This is a genomic window from Rubritalea sp. (assembly GCF_051252225.1).
Classification (GTDB): Bacteria; Verrucomicrobiota; Verrucomicrobiia; order Verrucomicrobiales; family Akkermansiaceae; genus Rubritalea.
Genome location: NZ_JBPOGE010000027.1, coordinates 1 through 16537, shown reverse-complemented (window position 1 = coordinate 16537; position 16537 = coordinate 1). Strand labels below are relative to the sequence as shown.

The window sequence follows — 16537 nt, the reverse complement described above, 5'->3', positions numbered from 1 at the left end:
AGGTGAGTGAAAAGTCATTCTCAAAGCCCTATGAAAACAAAAATTAGCTTTCAGCAGACTGAAGCCCGACAGAACCAATCGCAGAGTGGTATTACCACGAAAGACGCAAAATTGTCGGAAACTTGAGAACACCTGAAAATACATAGGCCTCAGTCTATTCAAGCTAAAAGGGCTGCCCCTCAATAAGGGGCTACACCGCTGGTCAACCCAGCCCCAAAGCTCCTCAATATTCGGCAACGCCGAATCCCATACCAGCCTACAGTGTAGCACGTAGTGTAAACCGTAGGATAAATGTGTTCCATCGCACACTTGGCCAAAAGCCAAGATCATCAGACCACCGCTGAAGCTGATTTCCAACTAGCGAACCTACCGTTTGAGTCAAACACTACAAAAACCCTTTCGAAAATTTCGCGCCTTTCGCGGCAAAAAACCCCTTCTCCAATCTACTTGAAATACCCGCGCTGCTTCTCGCTGATGGGCATTTCCAACAACTCCATCACCTCGAGCATATCGCTCCAGACTTCTTTTTTCTGATCCGTCACCCCCTCAGCTAATAAATAGCTAGGATGGTATGTAGCACGCACGGGAACTCCAGCCACCTTGTGGAACTTTCCTAAAATATCTCCCACTGGAACATCGGGGCCTATGAGCGACTTAGCGGCTATCGCGCCTAGCACGATGATTACCTTCGGCTTCACAGCATTCACTTCAGCCATCAAATAGCGCATCGAAGCATTGATCTCAGCGGCATTAGGCTTACGTGTGTTCGTCGTTTGATTCGGCATCGATGGTCGATACTTCACCAAGTTTGTCATATACACCTCATTCCGAGCAATGCCCATGGCCTTAAGAATAGCTTCCATCTTTTTCCCTGCAGGACCTGAAAATGGCGCACCTTTTGACTCGTCATGGTAACTCGGAGCCTCTCCTATAAGCATAATATCCGCAGACGTATCTCCCTCAGAAAGAACTAACTTCTCGCGTAAGCTACCAAGAGTCTTAAACACTGGGTCTACGGACATTTGCGCATGAATCCCCTCCAGTGACCTACTCATAGTTACGACTGGAACTGGCTGTTCCTTCTTCACCGTTGCGACTGGAATCGGAGACTCTTCACGCAGCACTGACGCTGGAGCCGCTTTGACGGGAGCGGGCTTCGCCACATTCCCTTTCGCTCGCATATAAAACTCTCTCAAGATCAAGCGAGCACGCTCATCCAGATGCACATGCGTTTGCCCCTGACGCTCCAACTGGCGCAGGTAATCAATGAGGGGCTCGGCTATCGCGGACATGCCGAAAGAGTCGCCATCGCGCATCCATCCGTCAAGGCTGGACTAATCACTCACACTCACTTGCCGCACCCCTTCGTAGAGCACAATCGCCACCGCAGTTGCTAGATTTAAACTACGGGTACCGCCCTCAACCATCGGGATCTTGATAGCAGTGTCATGATGATGCTCGATCAAGTCTTCAGCCAGCCCCCGAGTCTCGCGACCAAAGAGCAAATAGTCATCCTCCTGAAACTCAACCTCCCAATGCGCTTTCGTCGCCTTGGTCGTTAACAGAAACATCCGCTTTTTATCAGTCACTGATCGGTAAAATTCCTCCCAACTCTCCCAGATCACTAAATCCACATCCTTCCAATAGTCTAATCCAGCCCGCTTCACCGTCTTCTCATCTATCAAGAACCCCAACGGCTTCACCAAATGTAGTCTCGCTCCTGTAGCAAGGGCCAAACGACCAGCCGCTCCTGTATTATGTGGAATCTCTGGATGAACCATCACGATGTTAAACATGCCTATGACATAAATCGCCACACGTCTTGGGACAAGCAGAGCTTTCTAACATTCATCGTTAGAAACGAGCGTCACTCCCTCTTTGCATGCTTTACAATAATCTCCTCCTAGGACTAATCTCACGCAATGTCAGATTTCTTTAATGCTATTGGCGAATTCTTTGGCCATTCCGAAGGCGCCAGGTTGATCCAGCGTGTCTTTGTCGTACTGACATCATTCGCTATTCTCGTCATTTCCTGGTGGATCGTAAGAAAACTCTTTCTCTGGATAGGCACAGAAAATGGCCGCGTCTTTAAGCGCCAGATCCGCTCCGTAAAGCTCCAGCAGCAAGAGCTCTTAAATGGTGAAGAAATCAGTAAACTCTCTGCCACCCTTACAGCCTTCATCAGAAGACTAGTAAACATCCTACTTTTCGCCACTTTTGCAGTAATCGTACTCACCCAGTGGGAAAACACACGCCACATCCCTGAAATTGTTTGGGACTATCTCAGCACAAAATATCTTGAGCTCCAGTCTGACTTCATCGACTTCATACCAAGCCTCGTCTTAATTCTCTCGGTAGCATTCATCACTCACTTCGTCATAAAAATCATCAAACTTGTTTTTGATGGTATTGACCGTGGTCGTATTCAGTTAGACGGCTTCTATCAAGAATGGGCGCGCCCGACATTTGTACTAGTAAGGCTCATGGTCATGGTCTTCGCCTTCGTGATAGTCTTCCCCTACCTCCCTGGCGCACAATCTCCAGCACTTCAAGGCCTCTCCATTTTCATCGGTGTACTCGTATCACTCGGCTCTACCTCAGCTATCACTAACATCATCTCAGGAATCGCCATCACCTACATGCGCGCCTTCCAGACTGGAGATCGAGTGAGAATAGCCGAAACCACCGGCGACATTGTCGAAAAGTCACTTCTAGTCACCCGTATTCGCACTCCTAAGAATGTCGTTATTTCCATCCCTAACACCATGGTGATGAGTAACCACATCGTGAACTACAGCACCCACGCTAAAGCCAGCGGCATCGTACTCCATAGTACAATCACTATCGGCTATGATGTTCCATGGCGTAAAGTCCACGACCTCCTCTTATCGGCAGTTAGCGAGATAGAATATCTTGAAGAAACTAAGCCCGCATTCGTCCTTCAAAAAGCTCTTGGGGATTTCAGCGTAGAGTACGAACTCAATGTATTCAGCCGCCACCCGCGCAAGACACCGCTGATCTATTCGCAAATGCACCAAGCCATCCAGGATAAGTTCAACGAAGCCGGAATAGAAATTATGTCCCCAACATTCACAGGTGTACGCGATGCTAACCACATAACTATCCCTGAAGAGTACATAGAAAAGGACTACAAGCCTGAACCCTTCAAGTTCTCACAGATCCTAACTGGCAAGCCCAAGATCGAAGAGTCTTAACCCACTTCAAACATGAAACTCCATACCTTCATCATCGCCAGCTCCATCTGCTTGTTTAGCTCGATTTCAGCAGAGCCATATATCACTACTTCAAGCGATCAGTGGGCAGAACTATACCAACCTCCATACACCAAACCGACAGAATTACCGGTAGGATCTGATCTCAGAAAAAAGCTTTTTAGCATGCTCAGAAAAGAGACTGATTCAGCAACGAAATTCAAAGGAAGCCTCAAGGCCTTTCGCAATTGGGCTGTATTTATAGGAGAGACTGTCGACAAATCGGGGGAAATAATTCCTCATCCACCATTCGGAAACTCAGACACAGCATGTCTATGGATTCGCACCACTCAGGGCTGGGTCATCGTCGAGTCTAGCTTCGGCCATTCAGATGCATTCTACATCATATGGCCCGAAATCTATGGAACTCCTAAAGCACTCTTAGAAATGCGAGAGTATTAATAGAGCGCTCATATCTCGTTAGATTCGGAGTGGATTTGATTTACCCTAAATTGCCTTCTCATAAAGCAACAGCGGATCAACTGGCTTTTTCGGCATACAGACACGGTCTACCAAATTCTCCCACACTTCCACCCCACTGAGGATATCCACCTCAATCCGTAAGAAGTAGACTTCCACGTCCATTTCTTCTGGCTTAGGAAAACGCACAGCATCCTTCTCCGTAGTCACAATAATGTCTGCGTCTCGACGGACACAGCGACGCATAAAACGATCCACATCTTTCTGTGAAAACGAGTGATGATCCGCATAGGTACGGTGGAAAAGCACATTGGCACCAAGGTCCGTGAGCTTCTCTTCAAAACTCTCTGGCACTGCGATTCCGCTGATGGCAGCCACGAACTTTCCATCAAGAAACTCAAGAGGAAGGGTCTCCCCCGTAAACACATTTTCGAGATGTTTCGGACCATGGGTGCATTCGATAATCTCGGCAACTTGATTGTGCTTCCTGATCGTTTTTATGAGTTCAGTATTTCCTGCGTGGTAGCACTTAGTGATAAAAATGTAATCAGCACGGCAGAGGTTTTTAGGAGGTTCACGGAGTGTTCCTCTTGGCAAAATGGATCCAGTACCGAAAGGAGCATTGGAATCGACAAGCACAACATCGATAGTGTGGGCAATCTTAAGAAATTGCATTCCATCATCTAACAAAAGTATATCGGACTCTAACTCCTCGATCGCGAACTTGCCTCCCTTCACCCGATCCTTGTCCACCACCACTGCCACTTCATCGAGATTTTTAGCCAGCATGTAGGGTTCGTCCCCCGCGTACTTCACATCTAGCTCTAGCCCCTTACCCGCGCTCACTACCTTTGGCATTTCTTCCTCACTCACTAGCTCACCCGTCGCTCGCCGTTGCCACTTCTGAGGTTCGTCGAGTTTCTTGGATTTATAGCCACGGCTCAGTATCGCCACCTTGCGCCCGCGATCGCGCAAGGTCTTTGAAAAAAGCTCCACCACGGGGGTTTTACCCGTACCTCCCACGGTAATATTGCCGATGCTGATCACCGTAGTGCCCAAATAGGCTTGCTCTTTGAACCCCATGCGAAACATCCGCAATCGGAGCAACACACCAGCTCTGTAGAGCCAGGAAAACCAACGAAGGACACAACGCATCAAAGCCGCACGAAACCCTTTCGCACGTCCAAAAATAACGTCTTCACCCCACTGTTCCAGGTCTTCTAGTGTCTCCTTATTCATCGGTCGGCGCCACTACCATCTCTCATACCATGCTGCTCCACAAGCATCATTTGTAAGCCATATTAATAACAAAAATTAAGCCAGCTGGGCCTCCCCGACCCAACTGGTTACAGCTTCACTATAGACCACAGTTTAAAGTAGAAAACGCCATTGCTATAACCACATTTATTAGACATACTTATCACTGAATTCTAGGCCATTTCATGCATCTAACTACTACTCAACTCCAAGCTCTCGACGCCCTCTCCGAACTCCGTCATTTCACTAAAGCTGCAGAGCGTATCGGCATCACCCAGTCCGCACTCTCTCAGCAAGTAAAAGCGCTTGAGCAGTCTGTCGGACTTCCTCTTATCAACCGAGACACCCGCCCGCTCACACTCACACCCATGGGGGAAAAGCTGCTTATCCGTGCGCGCATCATCCTCCAGCAAGCTAGTGCGATCGAAGCCGAATGCCGCGAAACTGAGTCGCTCAAAGAAGGTAAACTTTCCTTTGGTATTATACCCACCATCGCACCCTACCTCACCCGTGCCATCCTCCCCCATTTCATCACTTCCTACCCTGGCATTCAGCTCGACATCCACGAAGACACCACCAGTAACCTTGCGAAAAAAGTCCACCAAGGCCACATCGACCTCGCTATCACCAGTGATCTGAGCACCATTCCTAGCAGTATTTCCCAACACCTCGATGAATACCCTCTGTTCAAAGAAAAGCTCTATCTCGCCACCCCTGTCGAAGTAGCCACACCTGATGGGAAACTCCCCATGATCGGACTAAAAGAAGGACACTGCCTGCGTGACCAAGCCATCACCGTCTGCAACCAAGCGATCGACCATAATATTAGTTGTGACCAAATCGCGACCCTACTATCCCTGGTGAAAGCAGGACTTGGCAGCGCCGTCATTCCTAGCATGGCTGTACCGAACCCTTCCGACTCAGCTATCGAGATCAGCGAGCTACCAAATGCGCAGCGCCTCGTCCAAGTCATTACCCGCCCACAAGTCCACCCCAACCCCGCCACTCAAGCATTCATAGACACCCTCACCAGCCAGCTCCCACTGGTGAAGTAATATCCCACTGGAAAATTTTACACTTCGCATTCTTTGTGCTCTTGCATCTCTAAAATTCTCCACTAAACCTAACCCCATGAATCGTCCAGACAGCCGTAGCGTAGACGCCCTCCGTCCTATTTCTTTCCTTCCTAACGTAGCCCCGCACGCTACTGGCTCTGTCCTTGTTTCTTTTGGTAATACCCGCGTTATCTGTGCCTGTACTGTAGAAGAAGACATCCCGCGCTGGATGAGATACCAGAAGGTAAAAGGCGGCTGGCTCACTGCTGAGTACAACATGCTCCCTTACTCCACGCTCGAGCGTAAACAGCGTGATATCACCCGTGGGAAAATTGATGGCCGCTCTTCCGAGATCCAGCGTCTCATCGGTCGCTCTCTCCGCGCCGTGGTAGACCTTAAAGCTCTCGGCCAGCGCACACTCTGGATCGACTGCGATGTTCTTCAAGCTGATGGAGGCACTCGCACAGCTTCTATCACTGGTGGCTGTGTCGCCGTAGCTATCGCTATCAACAAACTCATTGCTGGTGGGAAGCTGAAAAAGTCTCCACTTAAGCAGCTCGTCGCTGGTATTTCCGCAGGAATCTATAAAGAGACTGCAATACTCGACCTCAACTACCCAGAAGACAGAGACGCCAGCGTCGACTTCAATGTAGTCATGACCGAAGATCTCAACTTCGTCGAAATCCAAGGATCTGGTGAAGAAGCTACCTTCTCATCTGAGCAAATGACTGAGATGTTAGCACTGTCGAAAAATGGGGTCACAGAAATCGTCAGACTGCAGAAAGAAGCTATCGCAGCTGCAGACAAACCGGACGGTGATGCGCTCAATGACCTCGCTGCCGCATTTGGTTAGTAAAGACCTCCTATAAAAAATCTCTATTCTTTTTGAATAGAACACGAGGAGGTCTCGTCAAAACTGCTGAACCACAAATTCAGTAAGTTATGAAACCTATATTTATCCTTCTCGCTACTAGCTGCTTTGCATTGCAGAGCTGCATGACCACCTATGATGCACAGGGTCGCCCAGTCCAATCAGTAGATCCAGGACTTGCCGCTGTCGGAATCATTGGCGCAGGCCTCGTAGGTGCAGCCATCGCTAATAATAACAATGACGACCACTACCGTCATCAGAAACAACAAAAACCACAACATCGTGAAAACCATCAAGGAGGTCATCAGAGACAAACATACTACGCCCCACCACAACAGCGTGGCCAGTATGTGCGCTATGATGATCACAGAGGATATGATCGTAATCACCGTTAACCACCTAGAAGTAGATGGAAAATCCCCGTGTTAGACTCCTCTCCACAGTTGCAATTTCACTAAAGCAACCCCATGCTTTGCGCCATGAAAGCTCTTTTTCTTAGCACAGCAGCACTCACATTCATCGGGCTCAGCTCCTGCAATACATTCGTTGGTGTAGGGCGCGACTTCAAGAGCCTCGGGCAGGGTGTCGAAAATAAAGCATATGGCAACACTTGGAACGGTCAACAACGTGCTCAGAACTCTCAGCAATCCACTGTTCCTCAAACTACAATCCCTCAGCCATAGTAGATCAGACTGACTCTTTTTTCTTTCTCACTTTTTCCTTACACATTCTATGCGCATTCTCACAGGACTCCAACCAAGTGGTAAGCTTCACATCGGCAACTACTTTGGCGCCATGCAACCAGCGGTCCAACTCCAAGACCAAGGTGAAGCCTTCTACTTTCTAGCAGACTACCACGCTATGACATCCATGACGGATGCTCAGACTCTGCGCGAAAACATCCAGAACCTTGCCATCGACTTCCTAGCCTGTGGACTCGATCCAGAGAAAGCGACCATTTTCCGCCAAAGCGACATCCCTGAAGTCAATGAACTCGCTTGGATTCTCTCCACCGTTTGCCCTATGGGTCTACTAGAACGCTGCACCTCCTATAAGGACAAGGTAGCGAAAGGCATCTCAGCTAACCACGCGCTCTTCGCCTACCCAGCTCTGATGGCTGCTGACATTTTACTCTATGACGCAAATCTAGTGCCCGTAGGAAAAGACCAGAAACAGCACATTGAAGTCACGCGTGACCTCGCTCATAAGATCAACGATAAATTCGGCGAAGGCACACTCACAGTGCCAGAAGCCCAGATCCGGGAAGACACAGCAGTGGTCCCTGGAACTGACGGTCAGAAAATGTCTAAGTCTTACGACAACACCATCCCACTCACCGGCGGTAAGAAAGCCGTCCGTAAGACTATCATGCGCGTCCTCACAGACTCCACTCCAGTAGAGGACCCGAAGCCAACAGAAGGCTCTAACGTCATCGCTCTCTACAAGCTCTTCGCTGATGAAGCGGCTGTGAACCAAATGATCGCGGAGCATGAAGCTGGCGGCCTAGGCTATGGCCACTTCAAGCAGCAACTCTTCGATGCCTACTGGGAACACTTCACGGAAGTCAGAGCCAAGCGCGAAGAACTCGAGAATAACCTCGATTACGTCAATAGCGTCATCGCAGCAGGCGCCGCAAAAGCACGCGCAGAGTCCACCAAAGTACTAGACCGCGTCCGTAAAGCCGTCGGCCTACGCTAAGTAAATTCCGTATATCACCCCGACTTTTAAACCCGAGGTCTCCCTCGGGTTTTTCGTGCCCTCTTTGTAAATTCTCTGTAAAGCGAGGCCTCCAGCATTGAATACTTAGAACACACGCCCATATGATGAGGGGATGAAAACACCCCTTCTCCTTTCACTTTTAATAAGCCCACTTCTCACAGCTTACGAGATGCACGAGTGGGGGACATTCACCACAGTCTCTGGCTCAGATGGAAAATTACTCGCAGGGCTTCATATCGAAGAAGAGCACCTCCCACCTTTTGTCCACTCGCATGTTGGAATGCAGAGTAACCGATTCATGTTACCGTATAATTACTCGTACATGAACCAAGCTCCCCCCTCTTCCGTATTACAATCTTCCGATCAGATTGCCATCAGCCTTGGCGAGAACAACACTGTCACTCCACTTTTCGCCAAAGGTATGCTTCCGAACAATCTACGCAACGTAACCGTCAAAATGGAAACACCCGTGATCTATTTCTATGGAGATGATACTCCTAACGTTCATGTGCATGTGGGCTTCAACGGCGGCACCATTAGCGAGTGGTACCCAAAGCGTAAAGACGGTGACACCCCAAATGCAATTTCACTCGAGGGTCTCAAACCTACCGGTCAATTTACAAATTTTCTTAACGGGGAAAAAATCCCCGTCGACTTCAATAAGGTCATCGATTTCGCCAAACCATACAAAGGCTTCATTGAATGGGACGTAGAAATCCTCCCCAAAGATCAGGCCGATATCGCTCACACATTCAAACCCTATGAAAATTACACTTGGATCTACCCGCGCGTCCCAGATGCCAACATGCTCAAAGTAGAAGACGAATATGAAGACTATTTATTTTACAGAGGCCTAGGAAATTTTGATCTGCCTGCTGAATTCTCAGTCGACGAAAATGAAACACTAACAATTTCTAACAATAGTGAAGAAAAAATTTCCTTCGCTCTCGCATTTGAAAACATCGCCGGCAAGTTCCGTTACAAAAACCTCTATAATATATCAGGTCACACTGAAGTCAGCGTTACCGAAAACGACTGGATCACTCCGAAAAACCAGCAAGTCGAGGTCTACCAAGCCATGCGTGCAGGGCTAGTAGCTCAAGGTCTCACTACCGATGAAGCCAATGGCATGGTACGCACTTGGTGGAAATCTTACTTCAACAAACCTGGACTCCGAGTCTTCTGGGTAGTTCCCAACGATGAGTTAGAAAAAATACTCCCCCTCACTCTCACTCCCGAACCCGAAAAAGCAGTGCGAGTCATGGTCGGCCGCGCCGATGTGCTCAGACCATCATTCGAACAACACATGGTCGACTCCCTCGGAACCCACGCATTTAGCCACTTCGAAAATGATCGTTTCTTCCTCCCATATAAACAACGCCTGAAACAACTCATCACTGAACCCGTCTTCACCCAGCTCACGCCACAGGGTCTGAACTTGCAGAGCTTACAGGCCAAATTGATCGGCAAGAAAGTGGAAGAAACCGCAAACATTAGATTCTATAACGGGGCGGAAATCATCATTGATAAATCAGATAAATCAGGGAGCGTTAAATGGCCACTCTCAGGAAAATGGGAAATCGTGGATGAACTCCATCTAAAAATTGGAGAGTACACATTCGAGCTTAATCAAGCAACTGGCATACTCACAGCCAAACTCCCAGAGGGCTCTGAGTGGGTAAGGTTAGAGATTCAGCTGAAGCGCTACCTCAACTGAATCTCTAAAACGTAATCACCTCAAACTATCAAGGGGCTCCTGTGAGGCCTACAAGTTCGTAATCCATGCACAGGTATAAGGTTCCAGCTCGATAGTCTGCATCCCTTCGGTAATCGCCTCACCAGTTAACAGATCATACCAGCTTTCTGTAGCCACCAAGTTAAGCTCTACTATTGGAATCGATTGTTTCTCGTCCGAAATATTGTGTAGAGCGAAGATCGACTGATCCCGATTCAAGCTAGCACGCCAGAAGGCGAAAACCTTTTTGCCAAAGTGTAAGGTGTACTGAGTTGCATTCGGATGGAATGCAGGTTGCTTGCGACGAATCTTGATCAATTTCTTCAAGGAACCAAATACCTTGCCGTGGTGTAAACTCGGATTTCCCAGCTTTTCTTCTAAATCTTCTGCATCCCATTTGTGGCGGTTGATCGCACGGAGCTCACCGCTTTCGGCCACACCTTGCTTATCATTCTCAGTACCTAATAAGCTATGAATATAGAAGGCTGGCACACCCTCTAGGGCTAACATAATAGTATGCGCGCAGAGATAGCGGCCCACCTGCCAATCATCCTTCACGCCACCAATCTTACCTGCCAAGGCACTAAAGAGAGATATATTCGCCTCGTAAGGTTTCAGCTGACCATCTGGCATCTTGCGCATGGAAATTTCTCCACCAAATGTGCATAAGGTGTCTGTGAGCCCCATTAGCTCATCATCGGAGAGTAAGCCCTCAGCTGGACGTAAGCCAATACCATCGTGTGATGCGAGGAAGTTGAAATACGAGCGTCCACGTCGAGCAGGAGGCATGGACATCATCCATGTCTTTAGGTGTGTACAGTCACCGCTCAACATCGTGTTCACGAGAAGCGGAGGCAATGAGAAGTTATAGATCATATGCGCCTCATTATCGTTACCGAAGTACGAGAGGTTCTCTTTGTTTGGCACATTGGTCTCGGTGATAATCACAGCTTCAGGCTCAAGCGTTTCTAGCACGAGTCGTAGCAGTTTGATGATTTCATGCGTCTGATCCAGATGCACGCAGGTTGTTCCAGATTCCTTCCAGAGAAATGCAATAGCATCTAAACGGAAGATTTTAATCCCCTCTGCTAGATAGCGACGAATCACACGAATGAATTCGATAAGTACCTTCGGATTGCGGAAGTTGAGATCCACTTGGTCTGCACTGAAAGTACACCAAACCTCTTTCACTCCATTCACCGTCTCAACCGGTGTTAGTAGTGGATGAGGACGTGGCCTAACAACTTGAGAAACATCTTCATAATCCTCACCTAGCACAAAATAGTCAGATCCAGGATCCTCACCTTTTTTGAAATTCTTAAACCATTCAGACTCGCTAGAGCAATGATTGATAACCAGATCTGCCATGACGTTAAAGTCATTACTTATCTCTTTAATGTCCTTCCATGAACCAAACTCAGGCTTCACCTCGTGGTAATCCACTACTGAAAAACCATGGTCTGAGGTAAAAGGACAAAACGGCAAAATATGCACTCCACTCGTCACACCGCGTAACTGAGCACGCAGGAAATTCTGTAAAGTCCGCAGAGGCACCTCGCCTTCTTTCTTAATAGAGTCCGCATACGTGATGGTATAGACATCATTCTCATTCCATTTATCTGCCACGTTATGCACCTCTACAGCAGCCTCGGCAAGTCCACCCTCACGCATAATATCTTCAGTAATTTCTGAAGCATTATCCTCGCCGTAGACCATCTGCACGTGCTGCTCTACCCGGAGACGCACTTGCTGTACTCTTGGGTGATTTTCTTGGTCGTACGCCTTTCCTCCGAACTCTTTCATGTCTTCGTCAACCGCTTCTAACAGCTGATCCATGATATCTGGAAATGCTGATTGCACGCGGTTCCAGCTCGGCATAAATGGAGTCTCCATCGACTTCTTAGGGTCTAGGAATTCATGTCCAGCCTGCATCACATTTTCAGCAAAAGTCTCAACTGCGAGTCCCTCAGTATGGCGGTCATACGTGAGACCATTCATCACAGCATCGTTGTGGTAGCTATCCACCATGTCGAGAGCGATACGATAGTATGTAGCCTTAATCGTACGAAGGCGCTCGGGTGAAAACACCTCACCCTGGGTCGCCATTTTACGGTAAAGTGACTTCGCAATGTCACTACTCATCTTAGAAAGACCACGCGTCTTATCCTCTAAGGAAAGATCCTGATGCTTGTGATCATAGATGTCCGCAATATCGACCTGGCATATCTGATTCGTCGCATAGTTACGGTGCATTTCAGAAAGTGTGCCCATCTCTAGCCCCCAATCAGATGGAATCCGGATATCTTCAATCACATCTCTAGCGAGCGAAAATTCACCAGCGAGAGGGTAGCGGAAACTATCAAGGTAGTTCAGATAATCATTCGCTCCGCAAACCTTCTTGAGAGCGCGTAAAAGTGGGGTCACTAACAGGCGGCAAACGCGGCCATTCATCGCGTTATTCGCCACACGTGCGTAGTACCCTTTACAGAATTTATAACTAAAGGAAGGATTCGCCACTGGGTAAATGAGACGCGCCAGCATGTCTCGTGAGTAGGTGGTGATATCACAATCGTGCAGCGCTACAGCCTCAGCCTTCTCAGAAGCTAGAACATAACCAAACATGTACCACACATTGCGGCCCTTCCCTGGTTCCTCGGGAGCTAGACCCTTTTCTTGGAGTAAGGCATCGAGCTTACGTAAGCGTGGACCATCGTTCCAGAGCACTTTGGGTTGCTGTGGAAGGCGGCTGAAAAAATCCAGCGCGTATCGATACTGCTCTTCAGTCGCCTGATCTAAACCAATAATGATTTGATCAAGGTAAGGAACCTGAGCGATTTCATCGATAATATTTGAAAGCGCAGGACCTTCTAGTTCAGAAAAAAGCGAGGGCAACACCAGTGCCATAGGTTTCTTCTTAGAAAATTGTACTAACTCGCTCTCCAGCTCCTCAAGCGGTCGGTTATTAAGCTGGTGAAGAGTCGTGATGATGCCGTGTTGGTGAAAGTCGCCCATAATATTTAGAAATTTTTAATGATTTTAGAAACTGCTTCGCCCCAACCCTTGGAGCCTGGATGCACCGCGTCAATACGGTGAGAATTACTTGGATCTACTCGAGGTCCATCCGCATGCGGAATTACTACCGCTATATCAGCGGCTTCGAGCATAGCTTTATCGTTGGCACTATCTCCCACAGCTACCACGGTCCACTCGGTATGAGGTTCCGCTTGCTGATAAAGCTCAGTAATTTTCTGCATCCCCTGTACCTTATCTACTGGTCCCATGAGATGGATAAAGCGCCCACCGCGAAGTGCCTTCACTCCGTGCGATTGCATTGCTGAAATGAATCTACCCCACTCTTCCTCAGAGCCATGCCACAGGATCGGCTCCGTAGTACCACGCTCCATCGAAAGCTCAGCGGAGGCGACACTTAAACCAGTGTGCTCAATCACTTGCTCGACGGTCCAATCAGAAAACCCTTCAAAGTCATACCCCTCACTCTCACGGAGCGCATGAGCATATCTTAAAATTTCCTTACGCGACATCCCAGCAGGCTGAGCAATGTAACCAAATGCGTCAGCCTCTCCCACTGGCGCGATCACGCTCTCGCGATGCACCGCCACTAGCCCTCCATTTTCCGCAACCACCGCATAACATTGCTCTAACTCTTGAGCCAGATGACGCAGCTCCGCGTAGGTTTTACTAGAGTTCAGGACCAAAGGAATACCATGCTCCCGCAACTCACCTAATGCAGCCATAGCGCCAGCATAGCCATAATCCTCGTCTAGCAATGAGCTATCCAAGTCTGTTACTACTAAAATTTTACGCGTCGTCTTTTGGGTCATGAGAGAGTTTATGAGTGAAATAATCAGCCACTCAAGATTACTTAAGCAGCTACCATACCACCTTCCCATAAAACCTAACGGCGGCAAGAATTCATTCATGAAATATCTGCCATATTAAATCGCGTTGACCAACGCCCATTGACTGATAAACCAAGCCCATGAGCCAAGCTGCCGCCAAAGAAGAAAACCCGTTGATCAACATCATCGTCAACGTGCTGCTCCCCACCATTATTCTAAGCAAGCTAAGTAAAGAAGGCGAAGCTGTCTACCAGCTTGGCCCCTCATTAGCCATGGTTGTCGCTCTCGCGCTACCCCTCGGCTACGGAATCTGGCACTGGGCTAAACATAAAAAGTTCAATATCTTCTCCTGTGTCGGACTTGGAGCCATTTTACTCACTGGACTCATCACAATTTTTCTTTGGAAAAGCCCAGAAGCGAAGCCGCACGTCGCGCTAATCTTTGGCCTCAAAGAAGCTATCCAGCCACTCATCCTCGGTTCTCTTTTCATCATCACCCGCCGCTCTAGCAGCCCTCTTTTCCGCACTTTTATCTACAACGATACCATCTTTGATGTGAAGCGCATCGAGCAATCCGTCGCCGAAAAACAACAAATTTCTGAATACGAAGGACTCATTTGGAAGTGCACCCTGCTTTTCTTCGGATCCTTTTGCGTAAGTGCAGTCCTCAACCTCGGGCTCTCATTTTACTTCCTGCACGACCTCGAAGCCAGCAATCCAGATTGGCGCACCGTCTACAACGAACAAGTCGGCCGCATTACCTTCTGGGGCTTTCTCGTGATTGGAGCTCCTTTGATGATTGTTGCATTTTATATTCTCTATACAATGGTCAATGGTCTTGAGAAACTCACAGGCCTCGACCGCGAGACTCTCCTCGTTCCTCGCTAATATCCCCCATTGACCAATGACTAATTGACCAATGATACATATAAAGAAACTTAGCCTGCTACTCTCCCTTCCACTGCTACTTCAGCCGCTCATTGCGGAACCAAATCAGAACCAAGAAATCCCAACCACTGGCCTCAAACCACTCAGTCCAGCCACTGAAGCACAATTCGCATTCCTCTGTCTCGACAATGGTGAAGTGGCCTCAGAAGCGGATCTCAAAAAGGCTCTGGTGAAATGGTTTGAACTCGCCTCCGAGCAGGATATCCACGAGTGGAAGCTCAACCCGAAGACCCAATCATTCTCATGGAGAATTGGTCGCTCGCGTTTCGTTGCTACCCACGAAAATCAAGCGATCCCAAAAGACGACATCCGCTACGCGTCTAACAACTCTCTCCACTGGCCAGACGCCGAGCAAGAAATGCTCAAACACTCAGCGCACTACACCATCACCTGCACTAGCATCCACCGTGAACCATGGCATGCAGCGCTCGACCTCACACACACACTTGCAGCCTTTACGGAGACACATGACACTTCTGGTGTGTACTGGGGAGACGCCTCCATCGTACATTCTCCAGAGAGCTTTCTAAAACAAGCAAGCTACCAGCTAGACGATACAGGGGAAATCCCAGGAGCACTATGGATTAGCATACTTTTCGAATCCAACACCAACGGTGGCTGGAACATTTTCACAGATGGCTTTAGCCCACTTGGCTTTCAGGATATTGAAATCCATAACTCACAGCTCAAGCGCACAAACCTCTTTCAACTCCTCAATAAAACGAAACAACAGGTTCTCGAGCGCAAGCTCAAGCTCAGCAATGATCTAATTATCGATGGCCTAGATGACTCCAAATGGAAAGTCAGCACGGGCGCATCAATCATTGGCAAAGACAAGCCTGTCTGGATTCTCACCCAACAAAAATAATCATGTCCGAATCTGAAGAAGACCGCCCACTACGCGTACGCCTACGCTCCGACTGCCCCTGTGGCACTGGCCTGAGCTACAACGATTGCTGCCGAGATTTCCACACGGGGAAAGCCCAACCAAAGACTGCTGAGCAGCTCATGCGCTCACGCTACTCCGCCTTCTTTTTCCGCCTGCCTGACTATCTTGTCAGCACCCAGCACCCGGACACTCGTGAACCAAGTTTAAGAAAAGAGTTAGACGCTATGCTCCCCACTATCATGTGGCGCTCGCTCAAGATCCTCAGCAGCAGTAAAGGTGGCCCAGAAGACAAAAAGGGCAAAGTAGAATTCACTGCCGAGTACCATGAAGACGGCGAACTCCAAGAGATGTATGAACATTCACGTTTCCGCCGGCTCAGAGGAATGTGGAAATATGTCGATGGAAAGGGCTAATACCACTCTGCGATTCAAAAGTGACTAATGCTGGAGTGATTTCCTGGTCAATCAAGGCGTGACGAAGGAGCGGTGCGAGCACCGTGACTGAGGAATAAC

At 48.5% G+C, this 16537-nt stretch carries 16 protein-coding genes; 11 read left to right on the top strand and 5 right to left on the bottom strand.

The features are described from left to right. Nucleotides 1–443 precede the first annotated feature (443 nt). Both ACSHX2_RS14885 and ACSHX2_RS14880 read right to left on the bottom strand, forming a co-directional pair. The gene (locus tag ACSHX2_RS14885) at nt 444–1292 is read right to left on the bottom strand and encodes a uracil-DNA glycosylase (protein WP_435693748.1); all 849 of its coding nucleotides are present in this window, start codon (nt 1290–1292) and stop codon (nt 444–446) included. Nucleotides 1293–1334: 42 nt separating this feature from the next. Continuing rightward, a complete protein-coding gene (locus ACSHX2_RS14880) occupies nt 1335–1796 on the bottom strand; it encodes a tRNA (cytidine(34)-2'-O)-methyltransferase (protein WP_435693747.1) in 462 nt (153 codons plus the stop codon). A gap of 126 nt (nt 1797–1922) precedes the next feature. Between ACSHX2_RS14880 and ACSHX2_RS14875 the strand changes: the two genes are divergently transcribed. Both ACSHX2_RS14875 and ACSHX2_RS14870 read left to right on the top strand, forming a co-directional pair. Beyond that, nucleotides 1923–3215 (top strand): mechanosensitive ion channel family protein, encoded by a 1293-nt coding sequence (locus ACSHX2_RS14875; RefSeq protein WP_435693746.1) that lies wholly within the window; start codon nt 1923–1925, stop codon nt 3213–3215. Between the two features lie 12 nt (nt 3216–3227). Next, on the top strand, nt 3228–3674 hold the full coding sequence (locus tag ACSHX2_RS14870) for a hypothetical protein (RefSeq protein ID WP_435693745.1): 447 nt from the start codon (nt 3228–3230) through the stop codon (nt 3672–3674). 45 nt (nt 3675–3719) lie between these two features. Here ACSHX2_RS14870 and lpxK read toward each other — a convergent pair whose 3' ends face one another. After that, entirely contained in the window at nt 3720–4931 is a 1212-nt protein-coding gene (gene lpxK, locus ACSHX2_RS14865) for a tetraacyldisaccharide 4'-kinase (RefSeq protein WP_435693744.1), read from the bottom strand. A 203-nt stretch (nt 4932–5134) separates the two neighbouring features. Here lpxK and ACSHX2_RS14860 point away from each other — a divergent pair, with 203 nt between their 5' ends. The 6 genes from ACSHX2_RS14860 to ACSHX2_RS14835 all read left to right on the top strand — a co-directional run bounded on the left by ACSHX2_RS14860 (nt 5135) and on the right by ACSHX2_RS14835 (nt 10311). Continuing rightward, nucleotides 5135–6004 carry a LysR family transcriptional regulator gene (locus tag ACSHX2_RS14860; protein ID WP_435693743.1) on the top strand — a complete coding sequence of 290 codons (870 nt, stop codon included), beginning with the start codon at nt 5135–5137 and terminating at the stop codon, nt 6002–6004. A gap of 76 nt (nt 6005–6080) precedes the next feature. After that, the gene (gene rph / locus ACSHX2_RS14855; protein ID WP_435693742.1) at nt 6081–6857 is read left to right on the top strand and encodes a ribonuclease PH; all 777 of its coding nucleotides are present in this window, start codon (nt 6081–6083) and stop codon (nt 6855–6857) included. An 89-nt stretch (nt 6858–6946) separates the two neighbouring features. Continuing rightward, a complete protein-coding gene (locus ACSHX2_RS14850) occupies nt 6947–7270 on the top strand; it encodes a hypothetical protein (protein ID WP_435693741.1) in 324 nt (107 codons plus the stop codon). 84 nt (nt 7271–7354) lie between these two features. After that, a complete protein-coding gene (locus ACSHX2_RS14845) occupies nt 7355–7558 on the top strand; it encodes a hypothetical protein (RefSeq protein WP_435693740.1) in 204 nt (67 codons plus the stop codon). Nucleotides 7559–7607: 49 nt separating this feature from the next. Continuing rightward, complete coding sequence (gene trpS, locus ACSHX2_RS14840) at nt 7608–8573, top strand: tryptophan--tRNA ligase (RefSeq protein ID WP_435693739.1); 966 nt, start codon at nt 7608–7610, stop codon at nt 8571–8573. Between the two features lie 133 nt (nt 8574–8706). Next, nucleotides 8707–10311, top strand: coding sequence for a hypothetical protein (locus ACSHX2_RS14835; RefSeq protein WP_435693738.1), 1605 nt, complete (start codon nt 8707–8709; stop codon nt 10309–10311). A gap of 48 nt (nt 10312–10359) precedes the next feature. Here the strand turns inward: ACSHX2_RS14835 and ACSHX2_RS14830 are convergent, their stop codons facing one another. Both ACSHX2_RS14830 and ACSHX2_RS14825 read right to left on the bottom strand, forming a co-directional pair. Beyond that, nucleotides 10360–13341, bottom strand: a complete 2982-nt coding sequence (locus ACSHX2_RS14830) for an alpha-amylase family glycosyl hydrolase (RefSeq protein WP_435693737.1) — start codon at nt 13339–13341, stop codon at nt 10360–10362. A gap of 5 nt (nt 13342–13346) precedes the next feature. Continuing rightward, nucleotides 13347–14171, bottom strand: coding sequence for an HAD-IIB family hydrolase (locus ACSHX2_RS14825; RefSeq protein WP_435693736.1), 825 nt, complete (start codon nt 14169–14171; stop codon nt 13347–13349). A 158-nt stretch (nt 14172–14329) separates the two neighbouring features. Here ACSHX2_RS14825 and ACSHX2_RS14820 point away from each other — a divergent pair, with 158 nt between their 5' ends. The 3 genes from ACSHX2_RS14820 to ACSHX2_RS14810 are packed head-to-tail and all read left to right on the top strand — an operon-like array spanning nt 14330 to nt 16438. Continuing rightward, nucleotides 14330–15076, top strand: coding sequence for a VC0807 family protein (locus tag ACSHX2_RS14820; protein WP_435693735.1), 747 nt, complete (start codon nt 14330–14332; stop codon nt 15074–15076). Nucleotides 15077–15107: 31 nt separating this feature from the next. Beyond that, nucleotides 15108–16004 (top strand): hypothetical protein, encoded by an 897-nt coding sequence (locus ACSHX2_RS14815; RefSeq protein ID WP_435693734.1) that lies wholly within the window; start codon nt 15108–15110, stop codon nt 16002–16004. Nucleotides 16005–16006: 2 nt separating this feature from the next. Next, nucleotides 16007–16438 carry a YchJ family protein gene (locus tag ACSHX2_RS14810; protein WP_435693733.1) on the top strand — a complete coding sequence of 144 codons (432 nt, stop codon included), beginning with the start codon at nt 16007–16009 and terminating at the stop codon, nt 16436–16438. Nucleotides 16439–16537: the final 99 nt, after the last annotated feature.